This window comes from Yersinia ruckeri ATCC 29473, assembly GCF_000754815.1.
Lineage (GTDB): Bacteria > Pseudomonadota > Gammaproteobacteria > Enterobacterales > Enterobacteriaceae > Yersinia > Yersinia ruckeri.
In genome coordinates this window covers 2763666-2789650 of record NZ_KN150747.1, presented here as the reverse complement: position 1 = coordinate 2789650, position 25985 = coordinate 2763666, and the positions used below count along the sequence as shown (strand labels likewise).

Below are 25985 nucleotides of genomic sequence, written 5' to 3'. Positions count from 1 at the left end.
CCCAGCATTTGAAAAGGCCCGCTGAAGCGGGCCATGCTATTTACTGTAAAGCTTCAAGGATGCGGTAAGCTGCTTCGACACGCGCAGGGTTAGGATAACTTTTGTTCGCCAGCATCACGATGCCGAGATTCTTCTCGGGAATGAAAGCCACGTAGCTTCCAAATCCGCCGGTTGAGCCAGTTTTATGTACCCACGAGCTATTTAATGCTGGCGCTGGCGGGTTAATTTCTACCGCACTTAGCGGCGCGAGTGCGACTTTATTATCGCTACCGCCGACCGCGATTGTTGCTTTCATCGGCCAGTTCAGCATTTCCCAGCCCAACCCCTGATACATGTCACCCACTTGCAAGTACCGCGACTGGGCAAGCAAAATCCCCTTTTGCAGCGAGGCATCTTTTACTTCAGAAGGCGTCATGTTAGCCCGCACCCAGCTTGCCATATCCTTTATTGAGGATTTCACGCCGTAGGCTTCAGCGTCCAGCATCCCCGGAGAAACATGAACGGCTTTCCCATCGCGATAGCCCCACGCATAGTGTTTTTCTTCACGTTCAGGAACATGTATCCAAGTATGCGTGAGATTCAATGGCTGGAACACGCGTTTGTTCATCGCCTGCTCAAAGCTCATGCCTGAAGGTTTAACCGCCAGTTTGCCAAACATCCCAATACTGGCGTTTGAATAAAAACGCTTGGTGCCCGGAGCCCACTGTGGCTGCCAGGTTTCATAGTAATTCTGCAATGACGTCTCATCAGTAATGTTATCCGGTACCTGGAGCGGCAAGCCACCAGCGGTATAGGTTGCCAAATTCAGCAAACTAATCCCTTCCCATTGTTTCCCGGAAAGCGCTGGCCAGTATTTACTCACTGGATCACTAAGTTTAATTTCCCCACGAGCAATGGCATCGCCACCCAGCACGCCGGTGAAGGTTTTACTCACGGAGCCGAGCTCGAATAACGTCTGCTGCGTAACAGGCTGTTTGCCTGCGACATCAGCCATTCCCCAGGTAAAGTAGTAAGGTTGGCCCTGATAGATCACCGCCACCGCCATGCCGGGAATGGCCTGTTCTTTCATCAAAGGAATAACAACGTTATCAACAATTCCACTGAGTTTTTTTTCCGTTTGAGGCGTGGCAAACGTGGAACCTGACGCGACGAGCAGCAGCGCACAGGAAAGGGTTTTATGCATCATGTCTATCTTCCATAATGAAGAGTTGAAGGGGAGTACGCGCTTAATTTGATGAATTTGACCGCAGGTTGCAAACAATAAAATTTAGGATCTGCTTAAAGTTTTTCTAACGGACACTGCGATGTCCGCAATGATTGAATCGCACCAGGTCATGTCGACACTTCCATGCCAAGTAAAACGCCGGCTCCTCGCTCATAACTGCCCGAGGCCGTTGGGTAACTGGCGGCCTTGTGCAGGAGCGGACGTTAAATTGAGTTTCCGGTTCTTAACCGAAGAAAATAGGGAAAGAACAAAATTAAACAGTGATAAGGTCGACGACTTACTGAAAATAGCGAGGGAATAGGATTACGGCCGCTTCACGCCCTGAGACATTCGACAAGCTTTTTATGGCCTAAGTGGTGAGCAACAAATTGTCGCGTAATGCAACTTAGTGATGCGCGAAGCTTGTTGGTTGGTTGTGCCCGCTCTTAGCTGACAGTCAAATTGAGTAGCGATTAATCCACGTTACAATATTAATAGTTATTTGAGGGCGTCATTCACAATGACAAACAGAACCAATAACAGAATAAATCCGATGATACTGTGTTAGTGGCATCTGCCAGCAAGTAAGCGGTGATAACCGTTGGGATAAGCTAATTTATCCTAATGCTAGGATTTACAGCTAATCGAATGAAGAATCAGATCGGCTACGAAGCAATGGCATTTTAACCGCTGAACAGCGGCGGGCAATTTGGTCATTTAAATCAGATTTTATTGAAAGTCAAAGTGTCGCTCAAAATATATTCAAGATTGGTATCCCCTGGCTCAAATGTAATCTTGGTCGGTGAGCTCATGCTCGCTGTTAACTGTATAACAAGGTTATCAGATGTCTGTGTATTCGGTTTTGGCAGTGCAGCTCCTTGCGCGAGGTCAGTTACCGTTAGATAGTATGAAATTTGCGGAACATCGAAATAATAGTAGGTATTTGGCGCACCTTGGATTGCCAAAGTCGGTGATGCTCCCATATATAATGCAACACTCATTGTTAATGAATTTGAAACAGTAAAACTGGTGTCTGTCGTGATTTCTAATTTATTGGAAAGGTTGCTGTTTACATAAGGAGTCCCCGAAAGAAAGGCATTATTCTTGTATAGAATGGGGAGTACGTTGTATCCACCTACGGTGTTCGGAAAAACAGCAGTTGGCGCTTGTCCTGCGGTGAATTGAACACTGACATCAATCGGTCGAGAGCTGCTTCCCCAACCTAAGCCAAAAGCAGTTTGATCCCAGTTAAATGAGTAATTGCCCCCGTCATTGATCGTTTTCAATGACCAAACAAGTGAAAATCCGCTGTTGTTTGAAGCATCAGTCAGGAATATCGCCACATTTTGCGGCGCGCCACTTTTATTGGTTACGTTTACGGAATAAGTCACGATCAGCTTTTCCTTCATAAAAGTCAGTATGATTAGCAAGAACAGCCGGATAATGAGAGGGTTAAGATAATGAAGTCTATTTTCACTTAATTTTGACTAAAGAGAAGTATTTAGCTCTCAATATCAGTTTTCGAAAAACCAATCTGTCATTGACTACAGATTGGTTTTCTTAAACCAGGGTAGTGAACAAGATGTTCTATTTGCTTCCTAAAAAGGCCGCAATATTAGATTGGAACAAATTGCAAAGTTTCATTTAGCTTGAAATTCAACGAAGTGACACCATCCGCGAAGGCGAACTGGGTAGGACTACTGACAAATGTTCCCGATACAGCGACGCCCTGTTTTGAATCGGTGGTACAAATCCAATAGGTTGGGTGTGTATCAAACAAGAAATTCCCATTGGGTTTACCTTGCATCGCAAACGCAGGTAAAGAATTCATGTAAACAGCAAGGCTCATCGCCTGTGATTGTGACACGGTAAACGTTGAATCGGTTGTGACTAGCATGCTGCCGCTAGGTACGTCCGGATTGCTGAATGCCAGCGGTTTTGTTTGGAACTGACCGCTGGTGTAAGTAACCCCCATCGAGTTGTTTCCGCTAGAGGCTGTAGGGTTCATGCTTTGCATCGGCCCACCGGAACTCCATTTAACGCCTGGAGCCAAGGGCTGTTCTGTTGTCCCCCAGTTCAGAGCCCAATCGATTGACCAATTGTAGGTGTTGGTATTTCCATTGTTCACCGTTTGCAGTAACCATACCAGAGGTAAGCCTGCGATGAGGTTAGGGTAAGTTTGATAGATGGCAACATTTGCGGGAGCACCGCTGGCATTTAACACAGAAATGGAATAGGAAGACATAAGTTTATTTCCTTTCAGTATGAATGAGCTACGGGATCGATATATTTGGAGCCAATTGACTACGGTGTTACGTTCCAGAACGAACTAATTATTGCCAATGTTTTGTATTGTGCAAATATATTTTTTTGGCTTTGATAATTACGCCTGATGTTATTTTATGCTGAAATAAATATATTTTTTAAAATTAAATTGAGGGATTTAAATAGATAATGCTCATATATTCAATGAGATAATTGTTCATTAAATTTTATCAATTATGTTGTATGAAGGTGGTTACTGATTAAAATTATTGACATTATGGTTTTGTTGTTTTTCCTGTATGTGTTTTGATTTCATTGAAAATAAAAAATATTTATGTAGAAATTATTGTTTTTTTATTTTGTTAGTATTGCTAACGCTTATTGATTACTATCAAGATAAGTAAGTTTTTCTTCTTGACTTTTTCCATGTAAATAAAAATAAAAGTTTTAATCTTTGTAATGTTTTAATTAATCACGGTTGAAACAATTTAGTTGGAAATTTATATATCAACGTTCTGGGAGGTTCGCAACACAGACAACATCTCTTATCGTGTTAATTTTATTAAAAACTATTCTGCTGCATAGGTATTTTATCTGAGTTAAATCATACCAAACCCGATGCAGATGTTTTTTTAGTGAGTGACGTGAGATGCTATTTTGATAGTTCAGGTAAGGATCAGTTGTCCTAGGGAAGCGTTGCTTCATGCCAGCAGCAAAAAAAAGAGGACACTCCCGGACCCGGTACATGACACCGCCATTTTTTGCTAAACGGATATGATCCTGGGAAAAGTAGCGAAAAAATAATATCCTTATATATCAACGTAATTTAGGGTGAAATATTTAAAGATATTTCCAGATGGGGTATGGCTTAAGAGAGCTTAGAGGCAGAAAAATAAAGATAATCTTATGATAAATCACTTTTTTTTCTGGATTTCGCCTTAACATCGCCAGAAAGTAGCCAATGCAGTGTAATTATTGTTAATGATTGGTAAGCATTATTAATGAATGTGTACTATAAATTAACTGCAGCTTATCTCGGCAGGAGGCTAATTCCCGTTTCAAGTGGCAAGAGAACATAGGTAAAATTATATTTTTTCAGTTACTTATGCAGGATTGCGTGGTTGCATCCCCTTTTCTAATCGGCTTCCGCTTTCAAGAAGCTATGGATATTCAGGAGATAGACCTAGTGAAAAAAAATCGTATTTCTCGCTGTTTGATTGCAGGTATGATTCTGGGTGCTTTCGTAGCTCAGTCCGCTCCGGCACTTGCCGTAGACCTGCCGTTTAGTGCTAATTGTACCAATCATGCCGCTATCAATGTTGTGCGACCCGATACCGGTATTACATTCCGTAAAAATCCGAACAGTACGGCAACCCGAGCCGCAACTGCGACAGTCTTCTCAATTAATGGATTGGCAAATATAACTATCCCCGCAAACGCTGTATCGTGTTTTTATACAGTGCAAGGCAATGATAATTATTGTTTTCAAGCCTCTAATAATGCAGCCGCCTTTGCAAATATAAATGCGGTTGCTAATACGAATACTGCGGCAGTTCCAGCGTGTCAATAGGTATGTGAATAACCGATAAATACCGGAGTAAACACCGGTATTTATCGGTCATGTATTTTTAATGTTAAATAAATTTAATTTCAAGTGACTATAGAAACCTATAGTATGCCAAGGGGGATGTTTTATTTTTATACTCATTTATAATACGGAAGGTCTGATGAAATATCATAAAAATAAAGATTGATTGATATAAAATATTATTTTTTGCAAAAAGGCTAAACCTCACTGGTGAACGGCATTCCAGCTGGAGTGATAACCTGACATTTAGAGGTGTAGTTTTTTATATCTGAAATGCGGAGTTTTTATAAATCATGATCTCCAATAGCAATACCTTGAATGATATCTCTGTGTCACATCAGTATGATCTGAGCCTGTGAGCCCCGTTTTTATGTGAATGACCGGGATGGTCTTCTGCATTAGGTGTCGTTTATTCCCTTACCCTTTAATGCCATATGCAGGCCTGAGTGGCGGTTCGACAATCACGGCAAGCGCCGCATGATAGGCGGGGATAAAAAGCAAAATCGGCAAAGAAAGAGCGGTTAAAACAACAGAAATAACAAAACCACAGGTAAACTCATCGGCCAGGTGAGACCGATCAGCAGAGCGGCAAAAATACGGATTTTCCAGGAAGGATCAACACTGGCGAAAAAGGTAATCAGTATTGATATGACCATACCAACCCAATAAATGGTTTTTAAAGCGATCCATGCGGATGACATTGTTATAACAGAGCCTTATTTGTGTACGACGATACTGCTAATAATTAACAAACATTTTACGCCGGAAGATTTTATATAACCAGCGCAAATTCTATTAAAATATTATATCTGCATAATTTAGTACAATATATGACCCGTGGTTGCATGCCGGAGAGTGGATGGCGATGAGGGGGGGCGTTTGTTGGCGAAAGTGTTTTTCTCAGAATGATTGCAAAGCATAATGAAAGTGCCAAGGTAAAATGGACGTACAACATTTCTTCTGACAATAGCCTATGTTATGTCTCCAATCAATGGTAGCGCCCGTCGATACAGCGATGGTGGGCATTATCGCTTTGACAATCAAAACAGGGTATGGGAGCTTCTCCATTCCCTGTCTTCAGCTATCCCTCAATTATTTAAATAGAAGGCTAATATAATGCAATTGAAATTATTAAATTTGTAGCTACTTGATTAAATTAATAACCTGGATCTTTATTTGCTAAATAATATCAACGATAACACTGTCGCCGGGTATTTATCCTTTTTTTGGTTATTTTTCAGTCAACACAATAATATTATGACTTAGTGTAAGTAATTTATCATGCTATGATATCGCCGGTTTTTTATTTTCGACAATAGACGTGTTCGTTTATTTTGTTACGCAAATCACTTATCTACGCTAATAGATAATACCCATATGGATATTATATTTTGCCGTTTTTGTCATAAGGCTGAGGCGAAGCACTAATATCGGACATAAGTCAAATTGGCATAATATTAGGGTGTGTATTTCCTATTGTTACTGAAAAATAATCACAATGGATAAATGGATTATGAACAAGAAGGTATTATTAGGCACGGTATTAGTGTCTTTCGCATTATTGAATGGCTGTGCCACGGAATCCTCTCGCTCACTCGATGTGGCAAAAGTAGATGCTTACAGTAAGCCTTATCAAGGACAACGTAGCCCAATATCGATCGGTAAATTTGAAAACCGCTCTAGCTATATGAACGGGGCATTCTCTGATGGTGTCGATCGTTTAGGTAGTCAATCTAAAACGGTATTGATTACACATTTGCAGCAAACTGGCCGCTTTAACGTACTGGATCGCAGTAACCTGTCGGAATTGAAACAAGAAGCTGGCATCAAGAAACAAGCACAAACCTTGAAAGGTGCGGACTACGTTATTATCGGCGATGTAACTGAGTTTGGTCGTAAAGAAGTCGGCGATCGGCAGCTCTTCGGTATTCTGGGGCGCGGTAAAGAGCAAATTGCCTATGCGAAAGTGGCGCTGAATGTAGTAAATGTGCAGACCTCCGAAGTGGTTTATTCCTCACAGGGTGCAGGTGAGTATGCTTTGTCGAATCGTGAAGTTATCGGCTTTGGCGGCACGGCCAGCTACGATTCAACCTTAACCGGTAAAGTATTGGATCTTGCTATTCGCGAAGCGGTAAACAATTTGGTTGCAGGTATTGAAAGCGGCGCATGGCGTCCAGCTCACTAAAAAAGGATGAAAGATATCATGGAGTCGATGAATAAAATTGCAGTATTACTGGCTGCCGCAGTGCTAGGCGGTTGCGCTACCAGCCCAAAACCAATTTATGATTGGAATCAATATCAACCCGTCATTTATCAGTATTCTCAGAAGGATAGCAGTATTGAACAGCAGATTTCTGAACTGAATCAGACCATTGAACAATCCCGGCAGAAAGGCACTAAAGTACCGCCAGGTTTGCATGCACATTTAGGTATGTTATACGCCAACACCGGCCGTAATGATGAGGCTGAGCGTCAATTCCAAACGGAGAAGTCATTGTTCCCTGAATCTATCTCTTTCATGGATTTCTTGCTGAGCAAAGGTAAAGGAAAAGCATCATGAAAACTGCGATTGGAATTTTTAGCCTGATGATGGTGCTGTTGCTGACTGGCTGCGCCAAACCGGTAGCGCGAGATTATTCTGCATTTAAGCAAAGCCAGGTTAAATCCATTCTGGTGTTGCCACCGGTAAACCATACGCCGGATGTGAATGCCAGCCACGGTTTGCAGTCGCAGGTCACTTATCCATTGGCTGAAGCGGGTTATTATGTGATGCCAGTGGCTGTAGTGGAGGAAACTTTCCGCCAGAATGGACTTACCGCACCGGAAGATATTAGAGGTGTCAGTGCCGAAAAACTGCGGCAGATTTTTGGTGCAGATGCTGTCCTGTATCTCGATATCACCGAGTACGGCTCCAGCTATATGGTGATTACCAGTGAAACCCGTGTGACGGCCAGCGCCAAGTTGGTCGATCTGCGTACTGGCAAAGAGCTGTGGTCAGCTTCGGCGACGGCTTCCAGTAATGAGCAGAGAAATAATTCTGGTGGTAGTGTGATTGGTATTTTGGTCGCGGCTGTTGCCGATCAGATTATTAATACTGCGATGGATAAAAGCCATGATGTTGCTGGCATAACCAGCAAGCGTTTATTGGCGGCGGGAACACCTAATGGGCTATTGTATGGCCCGCGTTCACCTTTGTATGCCAAAAACGGGTTGTAAGTTAGTCTCCGCAGAGATTGATATCCGATAAAACTTCACAGCCTCCATATTAGTGGGGGCTGTTTTGGGGTGATTAGCGTATTGAATAGGCAGACTGTACGCTAACTTACCTTGCAGTGATATTCGCTGGCCCAAGATCGAACTGGTTGCTGCGAGTTTATTGCAAACTGAATACTGCCGGATTATCAATGATAGCTGCGGTCAGATAGATAATGAACAGTACGTAAAGAAATAGAGTGTTGCTCATGTTTCATTCCCATTATCCTCAATGGATATGTCGCTGATTACCTACATTGGTATTTTAAGGACAACAAATGAACAAAAAATGAATACCGGATGAAAGTATAGTGACTATTGGGAGAAAGGACAGAAAGATTGATGATTTTTTAGAAACAATACTACGATAAAATGGCTTAATTTGTTTTTTTATCAATCACTTGGTGCAATATGTAAACAATTTTAACGGCATATGATCAGAGGGACGCTGATTGTGCTACACTATGCGGCCGATAATCAAGGATAAATCATGAAAAAAGTCTCAATTATTGCACAGTGCTTAGTAAATGCTAAAGATTTCAGTGAGATGTCTGAAGCTGAGTCCTCGATCAAAAAAATTTTTAATGATAGCTACGCAGAACATTCCTTTGAAGAATGGAATACCGAAGTTTCAGCGTTGAGCGCAAAACGTGTTATCAGCTTGGTCGCTGGCTCGTCCAAGGTTCGTGTCAGAGGCTTGATCCAGGAATTATGGAATCATTGATGCTTGTCTGGCTGTTAAATCCTTTCTGATTTTTTCACTACGTATAGCATGCCATCATGCTACGTGGTGAAAAGTGACTCTTCTTGCTTCCAACGGCTAGCTTTAACCGTTTCTTCTGGCCGATTCTATCTATAAACTGTTCGTTCAGTCGTATGAATTTCAAACAATACCGCCGCGGATTCATTTTTATTTGCACGGTTTACGTAATTTCATGACATAGAAAACCACGAGGTAAAATTATGTCATTGATCGATAGTTTTAGAAGACTGATTAGTGGTACTAAAACCAAAATTGCCTGCCCTGAATGTGGTGCAGTCTCCGAACAGGATTCAGTTAAAGTGCAAAAGAATAAGGCGCTGGTATGTCTGAAATGTGGCAGTCTGTTCTTGCCTAAAGACCGTAAGCATTAAGCAAATACCATTGCTGCCCAGCGTAATATCAACAGTGCCAGGCAAATGCCGAGCAGGACCAGAAACATTTTCCAGTGCTTTTGATGTAGTTTTTTTGTCACCTTTATTTTCCTCATAGGCATCGAATGTGTTTTCATCGACTTATACTAGCGAAGAATCATGTTGATGAGCAGATTTAGTGAGCTCATGTTGCCTGAGATAAAGTGTAATATGCGCTGTATCAATGATGTAATAAATAGAATTTGAAATAAGGAAAACTATGACCACTAACCTGCCAGCCAAATATGAAAATGTCGAACGTTGGACATTTGGTGATACCGAAAATGTCGCCGATGACTTATTGGCATTGGTATTGCAGGGCGTGAAAACCGCCACTTGCGCGGCTTTGGATGAAGATGGCGTTCCATGCGTTGGCGACGTTTTTGTGGTGGTTAACGGCCGTAATGAACCTGCCTGTGCTGTAGAATTGACGAATGTGGAGCTGAAAACCTACGATCAGGTTGATGAGGCACACGCTCTTGCTGAAGGCGAGGGAGATCGTTCACTGATTTACTGGCGTAAAGAGCATCAGCGATTCTTTGAAGAATACGATATGTTTTCACCGGATATGATGTTGATCTGCATGCAATTCAAAATAGTCGAAAAGTTTTGCATGTGAGACATTTTATTGCCTGAAAGCTGAGGGTTGTTTGACGCAGAGAAACAAGCAAAGAGTGAGAAAACCCACCGTAGGTTAGCGCGAAGTTACCGTTGCGGCGGGGTTTCTGATTGGGTCAATTAAGTCATCCTCATGACCCAAGCATCTTGGTGACGGTCATAGTGTTTCTTGTACAGCAGAATATCTTTACCGTCCAATCGCGCCGGGACGCTGGTGTGTTCATCCCAACCATCTAACTGTGTGCAAAGTTCTGGATCTGATTTGCACGGAATACTGAGTGTATCTTCCCCTTTGGTTGGCGGTGAGATGACCTGCGCATCATCGATTTCAAAACTACCGATTTTTAATACTGACTTTCTCATTGAAACTCCTGATATTGATTGTGGTAGGAGGTGTGACCAGATTGGCCGCATTATTGAGAATAGTCGAGCTGATAAAAAGTGCCAGAGGCTGGCGCATTAAATCGGTATGTTTATTCCGGTAGTTTTTCGATGTTGTATTGGTTTCGGCCGTTGTTTTTCGAAAAATAAAGCGCTTTATCTGCCGCCAGTAGCAAATGTGACTGTTCGATACCGGTTGAATGGATGCGCGGATGATAAAAACTGACACCGATACTGATGGTTACTTTTTGGAATTGGCTGTCGATATGCTTAATACCCATTAATCGGATTGATTCCAATATGTGTTTTGCCACTAGTGCGGCACCCGCCTGATCAGTATCCGGCAAAATAGCAGCAAATTCTTCGCCACCGTAGCGAGCGACGATATCAGTACCGCGCTTGAGTGACTTCCGTAATGCTCTGGCGACCAGTCGCAGGCAGGCATCACCAGAGATATGGCCATAATGGTCGTTAAAGTTTTTGAAATAATCGATATCGATCATCAATAACGCCAGTGGGGTTTCGGTACGTTTGGCGCGGAGGAACTCATGGGTTAACACCTTTTTGAACTCACGCCGATTAGGTAATTTTGTCAGTGAATCTGTTCGAGCCTGAATCTCCAGACGGCGGTTGGCTTTGAGCAATTTCAGCTCAAGTAATTTACGTTCGTGAATATCCTCGGCGGTGCCGTACCAACAAGTCACTTCACCGTTACTATTCAAGCTTGGCGTCGCTCGCAGACGCATCCAGTTCCAACCGCGTTCAACGTGACAAAAGCGTACTTCCATATCTAGCGGCTCACCGGTACTCAAGGAATGTTCCCAGTGAACCAGCGCGAGATGGCGGTCGTCAGCATGAATGGTTCTCACCCATTCATCGGCCAGCGTCTGTTTACGGGTGAAACCGGTTATTTTTTCGAAACGGCTACTGATATCGGTAATTCTGCCATCGGGGGAAGCCGTCCAAGGGATTTGCGGATTAAGCTCCACCATATTGCGATAATGTTCTTTACTTTGACGTAGGGCTGTTTCCATTTGTTTTAGGCAACGGATATCAATCATTGCTACCGATAATCCCATTACTTTGCCTTGACTATCACGGCTGGCCTGCATACGAATAAAGAAAAAATGGTTTGCCTCAGGCATCTGAAACTCGGCATCCAAAATGCTTTCACTATTATAGGCGCAGAGCAAAGCGTGTCTGATAATAGGAACAATGCCAGGCATTAAATCAGCAACTTTCTGACCATTAACTTCATCGGTATTTTTGCCTAATAAATTGGCCAGATAGTCGTTAATGGTAACGTAGCGTAGGGAAGTGTCGATAAAACACAGGCCAGCGGGAGCATTGGAGTAAATAGATTCTAATTCTAACAGGCGTTGCGGTGTATTGGCGGGTAAATGGGTGAGATCCCGGTCAATACCCCGATATCCTCTGAAGTTTCCATTATCGTCAAATAGTGGTACCGCACTGGTTTCTAGCAGAATTTCTGATCCATCAGCCCGGAAATGACGCTTCTTGAGGCCGGAAAAGGGCAAACGTTCGGCGCTGACTTTGGCAAATATCGTGCGGACACGTTGTGCTTCATCTGCTGGCATAAAATCACATAGGGACTTGCCCAGAATTTCATGCGGAGATCGGCCAAAAAACTCCAGACATTTAGCGGATGAAAAGGTGTAGTGACCATTTACGTCAATTTCCCAGATCCAATCGGAGTTATTCTCGATAATATCACGCAACGTATTTAATTGTTGTTGCAGAGCCATTATTGCAGACTTATCTTTATTATCATCATCTAACATGATGTTCACTCCTGTTTGAAAACGACTTCCTTGGCTAAGAGAAAAACACGAATTATGGCTTGCTGATTGTATATCAGCCAAGAATTGAGTGCAGCTTATTAAGACTAATCTTGCTAAATAGCTATTAACGACTTCTCTCTTTTATAACTGCCGTAATGTGAATTTCAGTTCTTTGCTGATGAAAATAGACGGTGAAATTAGACGTGTAGAGATAATGGTCTAACATATGAAATGTAAATTTAATGATGAGTTCCTCGACACTTGATTTATCCAGTAAAATTAAATGACTATGTGAGTTACTGTAGTAAAACTCTCTCGGCCTTATGGGGTGGGTGAAGTGTTAGATCTTGGCTTATTGGCTGTTGATCAGGTTGAACGGGCGTTTTATGATGTTATTCACTGATATCTATATCTTATCCTCATCATTTTTCCTGTTATATCATCTTGTTATGATGATATTTTATACGGGAAATTGATAATAAAATAAATGTGCTGAACGATTATCAATATAATTTGGATTATCTCTAGCCTGTTCTATTATAACAAGTCAGTGATGTTGTCAGAGTCACCGCAAGATAGCGATGACGCCGTAGAATGAATAAATATAAGTTGAGAAAAATATCAGGCGTGAAGTGATTCAGCGTGATTTTTTGCTCTTGTTTGTTAATGAAAATGGGATGTAATCAATATTTAGGTAAATAAATCTAACATAATAATCAATGCGATATAGCAAAGAATAAATCGCCATGCTTTTCATGCGCTGAAAAATGGGGGGATGATTTTATATCTCGGAGAGGATCTAAATATGGATATTGTCGATAGATCAGATAAATATGAAACAAGGCAATAAGTTACCATATAGCCAATGGTAGAGAGCCTCACCGGGCGGCTCAGATTGCCACCCGGTAGAGGGTTTAAAAACGCGGAATTGCCGTTCCCCAGTTACGCCAATCTTTTGGCTCTTCGGCATGCAGTAGAAAGTGTTGGTTGACGACAGCTTTGGGTGCCAGTGGCGTGGTCGGAGGCGTGGCAAAGGCGATACCCCCGCGAATAAATTGCTGGAAAGTGCCGCTTTTCACTACACCACCGGTCAAACCGAACTGTAGGTTATAACCAGAAGCCAGCCAAAATACGCTGTTCTGCCGCACTAACTGCTGGTATTTCTTACTGATACGCAGTGAGACCTGAACTCTATCCGACATGGCACCCAGATTGAATCCAGTCACGGTACCCACTTCCAGTCCGCGGAACAACAGTGGGGTACCCACTTGCAATGAACCGGCTTCCACAGTGTCCAGTACAATACTCAGGCCATCCAGATAGCGGGAGTCGGTAATGCTGGCAGCCTGTAGCTCAAAATTGCGAGAGGCTTGGCCGCGGCCAGGCTCTACATTAATATACGGCTGTAGCAGGGTGTCCAGATTGTTGACGCCGGCGGCGGAAATTTCCGGTGAAACAACCGAAAAACGGCTGCCAAAACGCGCAAAATCATCCACATATTCCGGATAAAGCACCGCTTTCGCCAGCACCTCATTACGATCGCCGGACAGTTTCAGCGACTCAAGCTGGCCGATATTAATGCCGAGATAGCGAATTGGCATACCTGCGGCCAGTTTGCTGGCATCGTAGGTACGTAAGGTAATTTGGCTTCCCACCGCTCGGGCGGCGGTTTCAGTGGCATACAGCGTGCGTTTGTCACCTTTATCCAGCGAAACGCCTTCGAGATTATCAAAGCTAATGGCGCCTTTTAGCGCCCGATTCAACGGCGATGCCTGTACGGTTATGCCACTGCCATTAAGCTGAACTTTCGCTCCGCCTTCAGCCCAGAAAATACTCTTGCTGCTTAGTAGGTTACGATAGGCTGGCTGGATATAGACATCCACCTCAAACTCGTTGGCTTTGGGACGAACGCTGACGATTTCACCAACCTGGAATTTGCGATATAGCACCACCGAACCGGTTTGCACGTCCGGCAAGCTGCTGGCGATGAGTGTTAATGTAGTGGCTGGAGCATTGCCCAAAATACCGTCTTGAGCTTTTTCTATACTGCTATACAGCGGGTAGCGATTTTGCGGTTCGCCTTGTCCACCTGATAGCATTTGAATTCCACCGTCAAACCATTCTTGCGCGCTGGCACCTTGAACATCGATGCCATCAATACCCACGTTGACATTGATGCGGCTATTAACGACAAATTTGCTGTCTTTATGCACTAAATGGCGGTATTTAGCATCAATAGCGGCACTAAATGTAATGCCTTTATCATCCAGTGTGCGGCTGATTACCTGACCAATTTTAATGCCGTGTAACAGAATAGGCTGGGCGACATCAATACCGTAACTTTGCGGTGCGGTCAGGGTGATTTGCAACACATCCGGCTGTTGCAGCAAGCTTTTATTGCTTTCCAGTACGATAAAATGTTGCTGTGGCGCGCCTTCTCCCGGGATCAGTTCCAGCGTATTACCGGTCAGTAGTTCGCTGAGTTTAGTATCGCTCAAACTGATCCGTGGGCTGTTCATCTCAATCCGGCTGCCACTGCGCATTAAATCCACTACCGATGGGTCGATGGTCAATTCGCCGGTGACTTTAGTGTCCGGCTGGAGCGACAGTTTGGTTAATGTGCCGACCTGTAAACCTTGATAAATCAGCGGAGTGCGGCCTTCAGTCAAATTATTGCCATTTGGCAGATCCAGCGTGATGGCCACGCCGCGATTGCTGTGAGCCAAATCGGGATACAATTGGAATTGCTGGTCAGTTTTGGCATTTGGACTTTTTTCCGGTGAATCAAAGGCAATTGCGCCATTAACCAACGCCGCCAGGCTTTCCATCTGCACCGACGCACCACTCAGGCTGAAATCCCCTTTGAAACCGGAAACATTCCAGAAGCGTGTCTCGTTTTTGACCAAGTGGGCAAAGCGGCGGTCGATCAGTACATCGACAGTGACGCCATTATTATCCGCTGCAATATTGTAATCGTAGACTTTACCCACAGGAATTTTACGATAGTAGACCAACGAGCCGGTATTGAGCGAACCGAGATCTTTGGCATTCAAATGAATCATTAGCTCGCCAGTATTCAGGCGAAATTTTGGCTGGGTATCCAGTGCGGTAAAATGAGTCTGCGATGGGCCGGTACCGGGCATCATACCAATATAGTTGCCGCCCACCAGTGCATCCAGCCCAGAAACTCCGGCCAGAGAAGCTTTGGGTGTTACCAACCAGAACTGAGTGCCTTCGCGTAGAGAGTCTTCCAGGTCGCTTTTGATACTGGCTGTGACGACAATGCTACGTAAATCTTTACTCAAACTGATGGATTGTACGGTACCGACCTCAACCCCTTGATAACGAATCGGCGTACGTCCGGCGACAATGCCAGCGGCGGATTGAAAATCGATAGTGACTTCGGCACCGCGATCTTGCCAATTGGTATAAACCAGCCAACCGGCGATCAACAGAGCAATAAATGGCAGTAACCAGAAAGGTGAAATCCGGCGTTTATGCCTAATCTGGGCCTCAATCGGTGTACTCGGCGTTTCCTGTTGCATGTGCATCCCAAATTAATCGGCTATCTAGCCATTCAACGGCAAGAATAGTCAAAATTACCGCAGACCCAAAATAAAAGGCTGCCGGCCCCATGGTGAATGAAAGTAATTGATCTCTATTGATCAATGACATCATTAACGCAATGACGAATAAATCCAACATTGACCAGCGACCAATCCAGGTGATAACGCGTAGCAAACGCATACGGGTTTTCAGGCTATGCTGGGTTTTCAGGTGAATGCTGAACAATAAGGTGATCAGTACAATGATTTTGGTAAAGGGTACCAATACGCTGGCAATAAATACCACTGCAGCAATCGGCATATTACCGGTGGTTGCCAGTGAAACTACGCCGGAGAAGATAGTATCCTCCATGCGGATACCGTTGGCATACACAATTGAAATCGGCAATAGATTCGCTGGCAGCAATAGCACCATCGAGGCGATCAGCGCCGCCCAGGTTTTTTGCAGGCTGTGGCGACGACGGTGACGCAGCGGGATATGGCAGCGCGGGCAGCGGCCATGTTTATCTGGGTGCCCGGTGTCGTGGCAAGATAGGCAAACCCGTAGGGTTTCACGCGGTCCCTGCGGTGGCTCCTGCGGATAAAAACGCGCCCATAATTGCTCCAGATTCAGATGGATTAGCGTCAGAATGCTCAGTAGCGTTAATACCAGATAAGCCGTCAGCCCAAGTCCCGGAGCAATATCGGCGTACTCCTTGACCTTGATACAGGCCACGACCATACCAATCAGATAAATATCCAGCATCACCCATTCTTTCAAGCGCTCCAGCATCAGCAACACCGGGCGCAGGTTCATGCCGATGCGACTCCCCACGCGTAAATAGATAATGGACAACGTGAGAGTGATGGGAGCACCAAAGATGCAGAACGCCACCATACTGGCGGTCAGAGGATCGCCCTGTTTGGTCATCTGCCAAATACCTTCCAGCAGACTGGCATCAATACGGGTTCCCAATAGACGAGTACGGATTAGCGGCTCGCTGTAGGCGAAAGGCATCAACAATAACATCGTTACCGCCACCGCAGTCAGGCGGGTCAGCGACCAATCTCGACCCGAGACCACTTTCGCACAGCAGCGTGGGCAATAGGCTGCCTGATTATTTTTCATTGCCGGCAAGGTAAAGAGCGCATCACACTCACAGCAGCGTTGTTCCCGCACGCTGGAGAGGGGGCGGTAAATGGCTTCTATTTTCATAACAATTAAGGGAGAGGCTCCGCCGGTGATGATTAAGGCCATATGAGATAAGTAATAGCTTGCTAACTAACTGATTCGTCTTTTTATTGCCTTGGCGGCATCGCGGAGAATTTCCATCGGACTCTCGGTACCGTCAACGACTCATCAGGTAAGTTAAATCTGCTAGTGCAGTGTAACTGGCTAGCGTAGCCGTGAAAACAGGGGAATGAGTCATTGCTGACAACTCTTTTATCAGGTTAGCGATAATTAGCCTTGTGACAATGCACATTTAATGCTTATTTTAGTGGTGCCGGGCACAGGCTGCCTCTGGCTATTCTTAGGTTTGTTAATGGTTATTACATGAAAAAAGCAGAATTCTACGCGGAATTAAAACGTGATATGTGTGCGTTAATTGCCGGTGAAAATAATTTTATTGCCACTTTGGCCAACGCCAGTGCGTTGTTGTATGAACGTCTTGACGGATTAAATTGGGCTGGCTTTTATCTGATGGATGGTCATCAACTGGTGCTTGGGCCGTTTCAGGGAAAAATCGCCTGTGTGCGGATTCCGGTAGGTAAAGGTGTTTGCGGCACTGCGGTGTCGGAGAACCGAGTACAGCGGGTGGCTGACGTCCATCTTTTCCCCGGTCATATCGCCTGTGATGCCGCCAGTAACGCTGAAATTGTCTTACCTATCGCCATTAACGGCGTTGTCATCGGTGTTTTGGATATTGATAGCACAGTTTATGATCGCTTCGATGAAGAAGATGAAAAAGGGCTGGCGTCAGTAGTGGCGGGGCTTTGCGCCCATATTGAACACGGTGACTTTGCGAAATATGTCACACAGACTGCAAGTTGATACACGGATAACGTGGCAATTGCTGGAGGCGTCATTATAATGACGCCTGTTCATGCCTGCGCTGGTTGGCAAACCCGTTGTAATCAGGAAATTTCATGGAAAATCAACCTAAGTTGAACAGTAGCAAAGAAGTCATAGCCTTTTTGGCCGAGCGATTCCCGCTTTGTTTCACCGCCGAAGGCGAAGCACGCCCATTAAAGATCGGTATTTTTCAGGATCTGGTGGAGCGAGTTCAGGGGGAAGAGAGTTTAAGCAAGACGCAATTGCGTTCAGCCTTGCGTTTATATACCTCAAGCTGGCGTTATCTTTATGGGGTCAAAGTCGGTGCAGAACGTGTTGATTTAGACGGCAACCCTTGCGGTGTGCTGGAAGAGCAACATGTTGAACATGCCCGCAAACAGCTGGAAGAGGCGAAAGCCCGTGTTCAAGCGCAACGTGCTGAACAACAAGCTAAAAAACGCGAAGCTGCCATTGCTGCGGGTGAAACCCCTGAGCCACGTCGCCCACGTCCGGCCGGTAAAAAACCGGTGCCGCGTCGTGAAGCTGGCGCTGCCCCGGAAGCCCGTAAGCCACGTCAGCCGAATCGCCCACAGCAGGCTCGTGCTCCTCGCCCAGCGGCAGAAGAGAACCAGCCACGCCCTGTGCCGGTCACAGATATCTCGAAACTGCAAATTGGTCAAGAAATCAAAGTCAGAGCAGGCAAGAGTGCGATGGACGCAACCGTATTAGAAATCGCTAAAGATGGCGTACGGGTGCAGCTATCTTCAGGTCTGGCGATGATCGTGCGCGCAGAACACTTGCAGTTCTGATACGGAGGCCAACCTAGGCATGAACAAATTAGTCAGATTAACAGCATTAGCAGGCTTGTTACTGGCGGGCGCGAGTTACGCTAACGATAGTAGCAGTACCTATCGGATCGATCAGCTACCTCAACTCCATCAGGAGCCTCAGCACTCGACGGTGAGTGAGCGCGTAGCATCGCGCTTCACTCGCTCTCATTATCGCCAGTTTGCGCTGGACGACCAGTTTTCCGCCAAGATATTTGATCGCTATCTCAACATGTTGGACTATAGTCACAACCTGTTGTTAGCATCAGATGTGGCACAATTTGCGAATAAAAAGAACGCGTTGGATGATGAGTTGAAATCGGGTCAGTTGGAGACGCCTTATGCGTTATTCAACTTGGCGCAGAAACGACGCTTTGAACGTTATCAATATGCCTTGTCGGTGCTGGAAAGACCGATGGTCTTTACCGGAAATGACACTATCGATTTGGATCGCGCCAAGGCTCCTTGGCCAACCAGCGAAGGCGAGCTGAACAAGCTATGGGATGCCAAGGTCAAATATGACCAACTTAATCTGAAATTGGCCGGTAAAACGGATCAAGAGATTAAGGACACGCTGACCAAGCGCTATCAGTCGGCGATCAAACGTCTAACACAAAGTAACAGCGAAGACGTTTTCCAATTGATCATGAATGCGTTCGCTCATGAAATCGATCCTCATACCAATTATTTATCGCCACGTAATACCGAGCAATTCAATACCGAAATGAGCTTGTCTCTTGAGGGGATTGGCGCTGTATTGCAGATGGACGATGACTACACACTAATTAATTCATTGGTACCGGGTGGCCCCGCAGCAAAAAGCAAAGCTATCACCGTGGGCGACCGTGTGGTCGGTGTTGGCCAACCCGGCAAGCCGATGGTGGATGTTATCGGCTGGCGTTTGGACGATGTGGTTGCACTGATTAAAGGACCGAAAGGTTCGAAAGTGCGGTTGGAAATCCTGCCTGCTGGCAAGGGTACCAAGGTTAAGACCGTCACTCTGACCCGCGAACGTATCCGTCTGGAAGATCGCGCAGTCAAGATGTCAGTGAAAACCATCGGCAAAGAAAAGGTTGGGGTACTGGATATCCCAGGTTTCTATGTCGGTTTAACCGAAGATGTGAAGGTGCAGTTGCAGAAACTGGCCAAGCAAAATGTTAGCAGTATTATTATCGACCTGCGTAGCAATGGGGGCGGTGCGCTGACGGAAGCGGTTTCGCTTTCCGGTTTGTTTATTCCAAGCGGCCCGGTTGTTCAGGTGCGGGATAACAACGGTAAAGTGCGGGAAGACAGTGATACCGATGGCGTTGTTTACTACAAAGGTCCATTAGTGGTGCTGGTCGATCGTTACAGTGCCTCTGCCTCCGAGATTTTCGCCGCCGCCATGCAGGATTATGGTCGTGCGTTGATCGTGGGTGAACCGACCTTTGGTAAAGGCACGGTGCAACAATATCGCTCGCTTAACCGTATTTACGACCAGATGCTGCGCCCAGAATGGCCTGCGCTAGGTTCGGTACAATATACCATCCAAAAGTTTTACCGTGTGGATGGTGGCAGTACGCAACGTAAAGGCGTGGTGCCGGATATTGTCATGCCAACCGGCGTCGATCCGGCAGAAACCGGCGAGAGCTTTGAAGATAACGCCTTGCCGTGGGATAGCATTAACGCAGCAACCTATACTAAGATTGGCGATCTGAAACCGATAGAGTCAGTGCTGGTTAAAAACCACGCCGAGCGTATTGCTGTTAATCCTGAATTCCAGAATATTCAGCATGATATCATGCGTTTCAAGGCCTTGAAGGAAAAGCGTAATGCCATTTCTCTGAACTACGCACAGCGTGATAAAGAGAATAAGGAAGATGATGCGACTCGTCTGGCACGCTTGAATGAGCGTTTCAAACGGGAAGGTAAAAAACCGCTGAAGTCGCTGGATGATTTGCCAAAAGACTATCAGGAGCAGGATCCTTATCTGGATGAGAGTGTCCATATCGCCTTAGATCTTGCTCAATTGGAAAAAGCCCAGCAAACGGCTAACAAATAAGCTAATGCGTCACCTTTAACAATCCGGAGTCTTTCGAGGCTTCGGATTTTTTACGCCATGAATCCGCTCAATAGCAACGGAGGGAAATAGGCAGCGAGCTTATGGCACGGTCAGTTTTCTATAGTCAGGGATTCAGGCCGGATGATCTACATGAAAACCACCGCCAATGTGATGAAATGTATTCAAATTTGTAAAGTTATGTTGATTTAATCAGTTAGGCGTTAACAAGCCTTGAAAATTTGCCAGATGCCCATACGATCAGCATATCTCTGATAAGAATCTCGGTTTAACCATAAGGAAGTAAAATTTTATGATGCGAATAGCTCTGTTCCTTCTCACCAACCTGGCGGTGATGTTGGTTTTCGGGCTGGTGCTTAGCCTGACAGGAATTCAGTCAAGTAGTGTGCAAGGGCTGATGATTATGGCGTTGCTGTTTGGTTTTGGCGGTTCGTTTGTTTCACTGCTGATGTCTAAATGGATGGCGCTGCGTTCGGTCGGCGGGCAAGTGATTGAACAGCCACGTAATGAAACGGAACGTTGGTTGCTGGACACGGTACGTCGTCAGTCTCAACAGGCTGGCATTGCCATGCCGCAGGTGGCGATTTACCAAGCGCCAGATATTAACGCCTTTGCTACGGGTGCGCGCCGCGATGCTTCGCTGGTGGCCGTGAGCACCGGCTTATTGCAAAACATGAGTCGTGATGAGGCTGAGGCTGTTATTGCTCATGAAATCAGCCATGTAGCTAACGGTGACATGGTCACAATGACGCTGGTTCAGGGGGTGGTGAACACCTTCGTTATCTTTATCTCCCGCCTGATCGCACAGGTTGTTGCTGGCTTCTTGTCGGGTGATCGGGAAAACGAAGAAAGTAGTTCATCAGGTAACCCGATGGTGTATTTCGCGGTATCTATGGTGCTGGAGCTGGTATTCGGTATTTTGGCTAGCATCATTACCATGTGGTTCTCCCGTCACCGTGAGTTCCATGCGGATGCAGGCTCAGCCAGACTGGTCGGTCGCGAGAAGATGATTGCGGCGTTACAACGTTTGAAAACCAGCCATGAACCGCAGGAAGAAAGTAGCATGATGGCGTTTTGCATTAATGGTAAGTCCAAGACATTCAGCGAATTGCTGATGTCTCACCCACCGCTGGATAAACGTATTGAAGCACTACGTACTGGCGAATATTTGAAATAAGTCAGTAAAACTTTGACGAAAACACCGAGGCCCCGCATTTACGCGGGGCCTCAGATTGCTTTCGAGTGTCTGGAATGTGGATATACAGAGAACGCCGATATCAACGGTGCTCGTCATATTTTAGCGGCGGGGCACGCCGCGTTAGCCTGTGGAGAGATGGCAGCTTTAGGCCGCTCGATGAAGCAGGAACCCGCCGAGGCGAGTCAGGCTTTTATCTGAACGCTGTAGGGATCCTCGCCCTTTAGGGCGGGGAGGATGTCAACTGAAGAATTCCAACAGACTCATTTGATTCCAGTGGGTGACTTGGCTTTCGACGAAATACGCAACAGACTCACCAGTGCCGCCAGTGTGGCAAAGGCTCCGGCCAGTAGCAGCGAGGCATAAGTCGCATTATCGGCAAACTGATGGAACATCAGGGCAACCAATGCGGCTCCTGATGTTTGTCCCAACAGGCGAGAGGTGCCCAGCATACCGCTGGCACCACCGCTGCGGTTCGGCGGAGCCGCAGAAATAATGGTGTGGTTGTTGGGCGATTGGAATAAACCAAAACCGATACCACATAGCATCATGCGCCAGACAATATCGAAATCGCTTGGATGGGATGGGAGCAACGCCAGCAGAAATAGGCCACTGGCAAATATCGCCAGCCCAATGCCGCCGAGCAGCCCAGCTTGATAACGTTCTACCAGCCGGCCAGCAATAGGTGCCGTGACAACCGTTGCCAGCGGCCACGGAGTCAGGAGCAGTCCAGTCGCCACTTCATCCCGTCCCAGTACGTTTTGCAGGAAGAACGGCAGTGAAACCATCGCCAGCATCTGGGCGATAAACGAACAGATGGACGTACCAACGGACAGCGCAAAAATTGGAATGCGCAGTAAATCAACGGGTAACAGCGGGAACGCCTGATGAAGCTGGCGGCGTACGAAGAAAAAGCCAATCACTAACAATAGAATAATTTCTCCTGCAATCAGCGTCGGGCTTTGTCCTTGGGCAAAACCGCTGATAGCAATGATCAATAGACCAAAGGTCAGGGCATTCATCAGGCAACTGGTGACATCAAATTTATTACCATTACTTTTTGCCACGTTAGCCGGTAGATATTTCATCCCCAGACACCATGCCAGCAGACCTATCGGCACGTTAATCGCAAACAGCCATTGCCATGAGGCGACGGAGAGCACGGCAGCGGCGATGGTTGGGCCTGCGGCCGCAGAAAAGGCCACAATCAACGAGTTAATTCCAATACCGCGCCCAAGTTGTGCTCGCGGGTAGATAATTCGAATTAATGCCGTATTGACGCTCATGAGTGCGGCAGCACCGAAACCTTGTAATACCCGAGCGGTTGTTAAGGTCCACAGCGAGTCAGATAGGGCACAAAATAATGAAGTAAGGCTGAATATCAATAACCCAGCCTGATAAACCCGCCGATAGCCAATAATATCACCGAGAGAAGCCAGTGAGAGTAAGGAAATGGTGATGGCTAACTGGTAGGCATTCACTATCCATATAGAATCTGCTGGGCTGGCGTTCAGATCTCGCGCAATGGTGGGCAAGGCCACGTTGGCAATAGTGCCGTCCAGTACCGCGATCGTGATACCCAATGCAATAACGAGAATGGCGGCATAGCGTTGAGGAACCGGCAATCCATCAGGTTGAGAAGGTGTCATAGAGATTTCATCTGAAAAAATAATGGAATAGGCAAGTATTGTAATGCTAACGGCTATTGCTGCTGATTGCATCTTTGTTGGTGGAGTTAATTGTAAATCGGGATGTGACACATCGTGATCGGTCGGGTGTGTCTGGTACGACTATTGCTACCAAAACCGAGGAGCATCCACTTGATTTTATGGCGTAAATGAGATTAAACATCATGCCGCATTGCGCAATCTTTTCGCTTCCTTTTATAATAAAACCATTGTTCTATTTTTTTAAAACAAAAACCGCGTAGGGTAACTAAACAATGCCGACAGCAAATTTTGATAAACAGCCCGATTCAGTTTCGTCGGTTTTGAAAGTTTTCGGTATCTTGCAGGCATTGGGTGAGGAACGAGAAATCGGCATCACCGAACTTTCACTGCGTGTAATGATGTCAAAAAGTACCGTCTATCGTTTCCTGCAAACTTTGAAGTCGCTGGGTTATGTGGCACAGGAAGGGGAATCTGAGAAGTATTCGTTGACGCTAAAATTATTTGAGTTGGGTGCCAAGGGATTACGGAATGTCGATCTGATCCGTAGTGCGGATATCCAGATGCGCGAGTTGTCTAATTTGACCCGTGAAACTATTCACCTTGGGGCATTGGATGAAGATAGTATTGTTTACATCCATAAAATTGATTCGATGTATAACTTGCGTATGCATTCACGCATTGGTCGTCGCAATCCGCTGCACAGTACGGCGATTGGTAAGGTTTTGTTGGCATGGCGTGATCGCGATGAAGTGGGCGAAATTCTGTCTCAGATTGAATTTACCCGCAGTACCAAACATACTCTAGACAGCGCCGAGGGTTTATTACCGGTGTTGGATCTCGTGCGTGAACAGGGTTTTGGCGAAGATATCGAAGAACAGGAAGAAGGGCTGCGTTGTATCGCGGTACCGGTATTTGACCGCTTTGGTGTGGTGATTGCCGGCTTGAGTATTTCGTTCCCAACGTTGCGTTTTTCCGAAGAACATAAGAACGAATATGTGAAGTCATTGCATCAGGCGGCGCGTAAAATCTCCGAGCACATGGGGTATCGCGACTATCCGTTTTGATACTTCGCTTTTAATCAGCATGGATAGGGCTTGAACCACCGCACTATCCTATACCCGCGTATCTCAACGGCTCCTGATTCAGGGGCCGTTTTCCATGCAGCATGGCTTATGCGAGTGGTTTGGCAATCGGTTTATCATCGGACGATACTGTTTCACTTTAACGCTGATATTCCTCAGATTGGACTGATCTTGCGGCGATCCATGGTGCAGGGATCAAGGTGGCTATTTACATTTCATTTAGTTTATCTGAGTTACTGTTACTCGGTTTGATCAAACAACAGGGAGTGTGAATGATGAGAAAATTACTGCCAGTGGCACTGATGCTGCTTTTGGCCGGATGTACGAGTAGTCCCCATAAACTGATTGATCGCGGAGACTATCAGGTTGATGCCCGTTTTTCGGCGGTAGGGCAAAATGAGCGGGTTCGCTTTCTGGTATTCCATTATACGGCGGTGGACGATGCTGAGTCTTTGCGTTTGCTGACCCAGGAGCAGGTCAGCGCCCATTACTTGGTGATGGAGCATCCGCGTCAGGAAGGTGGCAAACCGGTGGTATTACAGTTGGTACCAGAAGATAAACGCGCTTGGCATGCGGGTGTCAGTGAATGGCAAGGGCGAACCAGTCTGAATGATACCTCTATAGGGGTGGAAATCGTCAATCCAGGCTACACCGACGAATTTTTAGCACGCAAATGGTACCCGTATAATGAAGATCAGATTCAGTTGATTGAACGGCTTGGGAAAGACATTGTTGACCGCTACCATATTTCACCGACTGACGTGGTTGCTCACAGTGATATAGCACCGTTGCGAAAATCTGATCCCGGTCCTTATTTCCCCTGGAAACGGTTATATGAAGCCGGTATCGGTGCTTGGCCGGATGAGTCTCGGGTTCAGGCGTTGATTGGCGAGCGTAATAAACACGACCTGGCGTCGGTTGAGTCCATTCAGAAAGCGCTGGTGGCCTACGGTTACAAAATCCCACTGTCTGGTGAGCTGGATGAGGAAACGTTGAAAGTGATTACTGCCTTCCAGATGCATTTCCGTCCGGCTGATTTTAGCGGTATACCGGATGTCGAAACCGAAGCCATTGCTCAGGCATTGGTGGAAAAGTATCGCAGTTAACTGAACGATAGAATGCAGTTGTTTTCTAGAAACATAAAAAGGGAGTTTAATGACAAAGTGCTCGCTGCGGTGAAAACCAGCGGATCGTCAAGACGCCGTGAATACGTCCTTGTCGGCGCGTTACACGCCATCCCTAGTGCGGACGCTTGACTCTTCTACCGGTCT

23 protein-coding genes and 1 pseudogene are annotated in these 25985 nt (G+C 45.9%); 14 read left to right on the top strand and 10 right to left on the bottom strand.

All coding sequences use genetic code 11. The annotated features are described in order from the left end of the window. Positions 1-40 precede the first annotated feature (40 nt). From blaYRC to DJ39_RS12410, 3 genes are all read right to left on the bottom strand, one after another. On the bottom strand, positions 41-1186 hold the full coding sequence (gene blaYRC / locus DJ39_RS12420) for a YRC family class C beta-lactamase (RefSeq protein WP_004721718.1): 1146 nt from the start codon (positions 1184-1186) through the stop codon (positions 41-43). Positions 1187-1926: 740 nt separating this feature from the next. Beyond that, positions 1927-2613: a hypothetical protein gene (locus tag DJ39_RS12415; RefSeq protein ID WP_004721715.1), complete on the bottom strand. Its 687-nt coding sequence runs from the start codon at positions 2611-2613 to the stop codon at positions 1927-1929. A gap of 206 nt (positions 2614-2819) precedes the next feature. Next, complete coding sequence (locus DJ39_RS12410) at positions 2820-3449, bottom strand: hypothetical protein (RefSeq protein ID WP_004721714.1); 630 nt, start codon at positions 3447-3449, stop codon at positions 2820-2822. A 1206-nt stretch (positions 3450-4655) separates the two neighbouring features. Here DJ39_RS12410 and DJ39_RS12405 point away from each other — a divergent pair. Further along, positions 4656-5039 carry a hypothetical protein gene (locus DJ39_RS12405; protein ID WP_038251760.1) on the top strand — a complete coding sequence of 128 codons (384 nt, stop codon included), beginning with the start codon at positions 4656-4658 and terminating at the stop codon, positions 5037-5039. Positions 5040-5578: 539 nt separating this feature from the next. Here DJ39_RS12405 and DJ39_RS12400 read toward each other — a convergent pair. Further along, positions 5579-5758 (bottom strand): GhoT/OrtT family toxin, encoded by a 180-nt coding sequence (locus DJ39_RS12400; RefSeq protein WP_038251429.1) that lies wholly within the window; start codon positions 5756-5758, stop codon positions 5579-5581. Positions 5759-6570: 812 nt separating this feature from the next. Here DJ39_RS12400 and DJ39_RS12395 point away from each other — a divergent pair. The 5 genes from DJ39_RS12395 to DJ39_RS18135 all read left to right on the top strand — a co-directional run bounded on the left by DJ39_RS12395 (position 6571) and on the right by DJ39_RS18135 (position 9443). Further along, on the top strand, positions 6571-7242 hold the full coding sequence (locus DJ39_RS12395) for a CsgG/HfaB family protein (protein WP_038251427.1): 672 nt from the start codon (positions 6571-6573) through the stop codon (positions 7240-7242). Between the two features lie 18 nt (positions 7243-7260). After that, positions 7261-7617 carry a DUF4810 domain-containing protein gene (locus DJ39_RS12390; protein ID WP_038242728.1) on the top strand — a complete coding sequence of 119 codons (357 nt, stop codon included), beginning with the start codon at positions 7261-7263 and terminating at the stop codon, positions 7615-7617. After that, entirely contained in the window at positions 7614-8273 is a 660-nt protein-coding gene (locus DJ39_RS12385) for a DUF799 domain-containing protein (protein WP_038242727.1), read from the top strand. The genes DJ39_RS12390 and DJ39_RS12385 overlap by 4 nt, the downstream gene beginning before the upstream one ends. A gap of 526 nt (positions 8274-8799) precedes the next feature. Further along, a complete protein-coding gene (locus DJ39_RS12380; RefSeq protein ID WP_004721700.1) occupies positions 8800-9033 on the top strand; it encodes a hypothetical protein in 234 nt (77 codons plus the stop codon). Positions 9034-9272: 239 nt separating this feature from the next. Beyond that, the gene (locus tag DJ39_RS18135; RefSeq protein ID WP_004721699.1) at positions 9273-9443 is read left to right on the top strand and encodes a YnfU family zinc-binding protein; all 171 of its coding nucleotides are present in this window, start codon (positions 9273-9275) and stop codon (positions 9441-9443) included. Here the strand turns inward: DJ39_RS18135 and yniD are convergent. Next, entirely contained in the window at positions 9440-9544 is a 105-nt protein-coding gene (gene yniD, locus DJ39_RS18270; protein WP_230596567.1) for a small membrane protein YniD, read from the bottom strand. The two genes, DJ39_RS18135 and yniD, sit on opposite strands and share 4 nt — an antisense overlap. Positions 9545-9702: 158 nt before the next feature. On the opposite strand from yniD, the gene DJ39_RS12375 reads away from it, so the two are divergent. Then, positions 9703-10101 (top strand): ASCH domain-containing protein, encoded by a 399-nt coding sequence (locus DJ39_RS12375; protein ID WP_004721697.1) that lies wholly within the window; start codon positions 9703-9705, stop codon positions 10099-10101. Positions 10102-10220: 119 nt separating this feature from the next. On the opposite strand, the gene DJ39_RS12370 is transcribed toward DJ39_RS12375, so the two are convergent. The 4 genes from DJ39_RS12370 to yebS all read right to left on the bottom strand — a co-directional run bounded on the left by DJ39_RS12370 (position 10221) and on the right by yebS (position 17044). Continuing rightward, a complete protein-coding gene (locus DJ39_RS12370; protein ID WP_004721695.1) occupies positions 10221-10463 on the bottom strand; it encodes a DUF1480 family protein in 243 nt (80 codons plus the stop codon). A gap of 110 nt (positions 10464-10573) precedes the next feature. Beyond that, complete coding sequence (locus DJ39_RS12365) at positions 10574-12283, bottom strand: sensor domain-containing diguanylate cyclase (protein WP_004721693.1); 1710 nt, start codon at positions 12281-12283, stop codon at positions 10574-10576. Positions 12284-13197: 914 nt separating this feature from the next. After that, positions 13198-15828: a PqiB family protein gene (locus DJ39_RS12360; RefSeq protein WP_038251425.1), complete on the bottom strand. Its 2631-nt coding sequence runs from the start codon at positions 15826-15828 to the stop codon at positions 13198-13200. Further along, complete coding sequence (gene yebS, locus DJ39_RS12355) at positions 15797-17044, bottom strand: membrane integrity lipid transport subunit YebS (RefSeq protein ID WP_038242723.1); 1248 nt, start codon at positions 17042-17044, stop codon at positions 15797-15799. The genes DJ39_RS12360 and yebS overlap by 32 nt, the downstream gene beginning before the upstream one ends. A gap of 339 nt (positions 17045-17383) precedes the next feature. Here yebS and DJ39_RS12350 point away from each other — a divergent pair, with 339 nt between their 5' ends. The 5 genes and pseudogenes from DJ39_RS12350 to DJ39_RS18130 all read left to right on the top strand — a co-directional run. Continuing rightward, positions 17384-17881 carry a GAF domain-containing protein gene (locus tag DJ39_RS12350; protein ID WP_004723359.1) on the top strand — a complete coding sequence of 166 codons (498 nt, stop codon included), beginning with the start codon at positions 17384-17386 and terminating at the stop codon, positions 17879-17881. Positions 17882-17976: 95 nt separating this feature from the next. Continuing rightward, positions 17977-18690 (top strand): RNA chaperone ProQ, encoded by a 714-nt coding sequence (gene proQ / locus DJ39_RS12345; RefSeq protein WP_004723358.1) that lies wholly within the window; start codon positions 17977-17979, stop codon positions 18688-18690. A 19-nt stretch (positions 18691-18709) separates the two neighbouring features. Next, positions 18710-20749 carry a carboxy terminal-processing peptidase gene (prc, locus tag DJ39_RS12340; protein WP_004723357.1) on the top strand — a complete coding sequence of 680 codons (2040 nt, stop codon included), beginning with the start codon at positions 18710-18712 and terminating at the stop codon, positions 20747-20749. Positions 20750-21059: 310 nt separating this feature from the next. Next, positions 21060-21944, top strand: a complete 885-nt coding sequence (htpX, locus tag DJ39_RS12335) for a protease HtpX (protein WP_004723356.1) — start codon at positions 21060-21062, stop codon at positions 21942-21944. A 51-nt stretch (positions 21945-21995) separates the two neighbouring features. Continuing rightward, positions 21996-22163, top strand: a pseudogene (locus DJ39_RS18130) (RNA-guided endonuclease InsQ/TnpB family protein); the annotation flags it as partial. 62 nt (positions 22164-22225) lie between these two features. Here DJ39_RS18130 and DJ39_RS12330 read toward each other — a convergent pair. Beyond that, positions 22226-23611, bottom strand: coding sequence for an MFS transporter (locus tag DJ39_RS12330; protein WP_038251422.1), 1386 nt, complete (start codon positions 23609-23611; stop codon positions 22226-22228). A 293-nt stretch (positions 23612-23904) separates the two neighbouring features. On the opposite strand from DJ39_RS12330, the gene kdgR reads away from it, so the two are divergent. Continuing rightward, positions 23905-24696 (top strand): DNA-binding transcriptional regulator KdgR, encoded by a 792-nt coding sequence (gene kdgR, locus DJ39_RS12325; protein ID WP_004717782.1) that lies wholly within the window; start codon positions 23905-23907, stop codon positions 24694-24696. Between the two features lie 293 nt (positions 24697-24989). Next, entirely contained in the window at positions 24990-25820 is an 831-nt protein-coding gene (locus DJ39_RS12320; RefSeq protein ID WP_038251758.1) for an N-acetylmuramoyl-L-alanine amidase, read from the top strand. The last annotated feature ends 165 nt before the right edge of the window (positions 25821-25985 follow it).

Excerpts from the sequence above, each read along its gene's own strand:
- prc (WP_004723357.1), top strand. The coding sequence starts at position 18,710 with ATGAACAAATTAGTCAGATTAACAGCATTAGCAGGCTTGTTACTGGCG.
- DJ39_RS12400 (WP_038251429.1), bottom strand. The coding sequence starts at position 5,758 with ATGTCATCCGCATGGATCGCTTTAAAAACCATTTATTGGGTTGGTATG.
- DJ39_RS12375 (WP_004721697.1), top strand. The coding sequence starts at position 9,703 with ATGACCACTAACCTGCCAGCCAAATATGAAAATGTCGAACGTTGGACA.
- proQ (WP_004723358.1), top strand. The coding sequence starts at position 17,977 with ATGGAAAATCAACCTAAGTTGAACAGTAGCAAAGAAGTCATAGCCTTT.
- DJ39_RS12385 (WP_038242727.1), top strand. The coding sequence starts at position 7,614 with ATGAAAACTGCGATTGGAATTTTTAGCCTGATGATGGTGCTGTTGCTG.
- DJ39_RS12415 (WP_004721715.1), bottom strand. The coding sequence starts at position 2,613 with ATGAAGGAAAAGCTGATCGTGACTTATTCCGTAAACGTAACCAATAAA.
- DJ39_RS12390 (WP_038242728.1), top strand. The coding sequence starts at position 7,261 with ATGGAGTCGATGAATAAAATTGCAGTATTACTGGCTGCCGCAGTGCTA.
- DJ39_RS12380 (WP_004721700.1), top strand. The coding sequence starts at position 8,800 with ATGAAAAAAGTCTCAATTATTGCACAGTGCTTAGTAAATGCTAAAGAT.
- DJ39_RS12320 (WP_038251758.1), top strand. The coding sequence starts at position 24,990 with ATGAGAAAATTACTGCCAGTGGCACTGATGCTGCTTTTGGCCGGATGT.
- DJ39_RS12395 (WP_038251427.1), top strand. The coding sequence starts at position 6,571 with ATGAACAAGAAGGTATTATTAGGCACGGTATTAGTGTCTTTCGCATTA.
- yebS (WP_038242723.1), bottom strand. The coding sequence starts at position 17,044 with ATGAAAATAGAAGCCATTTACCGCCCCCTCTCCAGCGTGCGGGAACAA.
- DJ39_RS12350 (WP_004723359.1), top strand. The coding sequence starts at position 17,384 with ATGAAAAAAGCAGAATTCTACGCGGAATTAAAACGTGATATGTGTGCG.
- DJ39_RS12360 (WP_038251425.1), bottom strand. The coding sequence starts at position 15,828 with ATGCAACAGGAAACGCCGAGTACACCGATTGAGGCCCAGATTAGGCAT.
- DJ39_RS12410 (WP_004721714.1), bottom strand. The coding sequence starts at position 3,449 with ATGTCTTCCTATTCCATTTCTGTGTTAAATGCCAGCGGTGCTCCCGCA.
- blaYRC (WP_004721718.1), bottom strand. The coding sequence starts at position 1,186 with ATGATGCATAAAACCCTTTCCTGTGCGCTGCTGCTCGTCGCGTCAGGT.
- DJ39_RS12330 (WP_038251422.1), bottom strand. The coding sequence starts at position 23,611 with ATGACACCTTCTCAACCTGATGGATTGCCGGTTCCTCAACGCTATGCC.
- kdgR (WP_004717782.1), top strand. The coding sequence starts at position 23,905 with ATGCCGACAGCAAATTTTGATAAACAGCCCGATTCAGTTTCGTCGGTT.
- DJ39_RS12365 (WP_004721693.1), bottom strand. The coding sequence starts at position 12,283 with ATGTTAGATGATGATAATAAAGATAAGTCTGCAATAATGGCTCTGCAA.
- htpX (WP_004723356.1), top strand. The coding sequence starts at position 21,060 with ATGATGCGAATAGCTCTGTTCCTTCTCACCAACCTGGCGGTGATGTTG.
- DJ39_RS12370 (WP_004721695.1), bottom strand. The coding sequence starts at position 10,463 with ATGAGAAAGTCAGTATTAAAAATCGGTAGTTTTGAAATCGATGATGCG.
- DJ39_RS18135 (WP_004721699.1), top strand. The coding sequence starts at position 9,273 with ATGTCATTGATCGATAGTTTTAGAAGACTGATTAGTGGTACTAAAACC.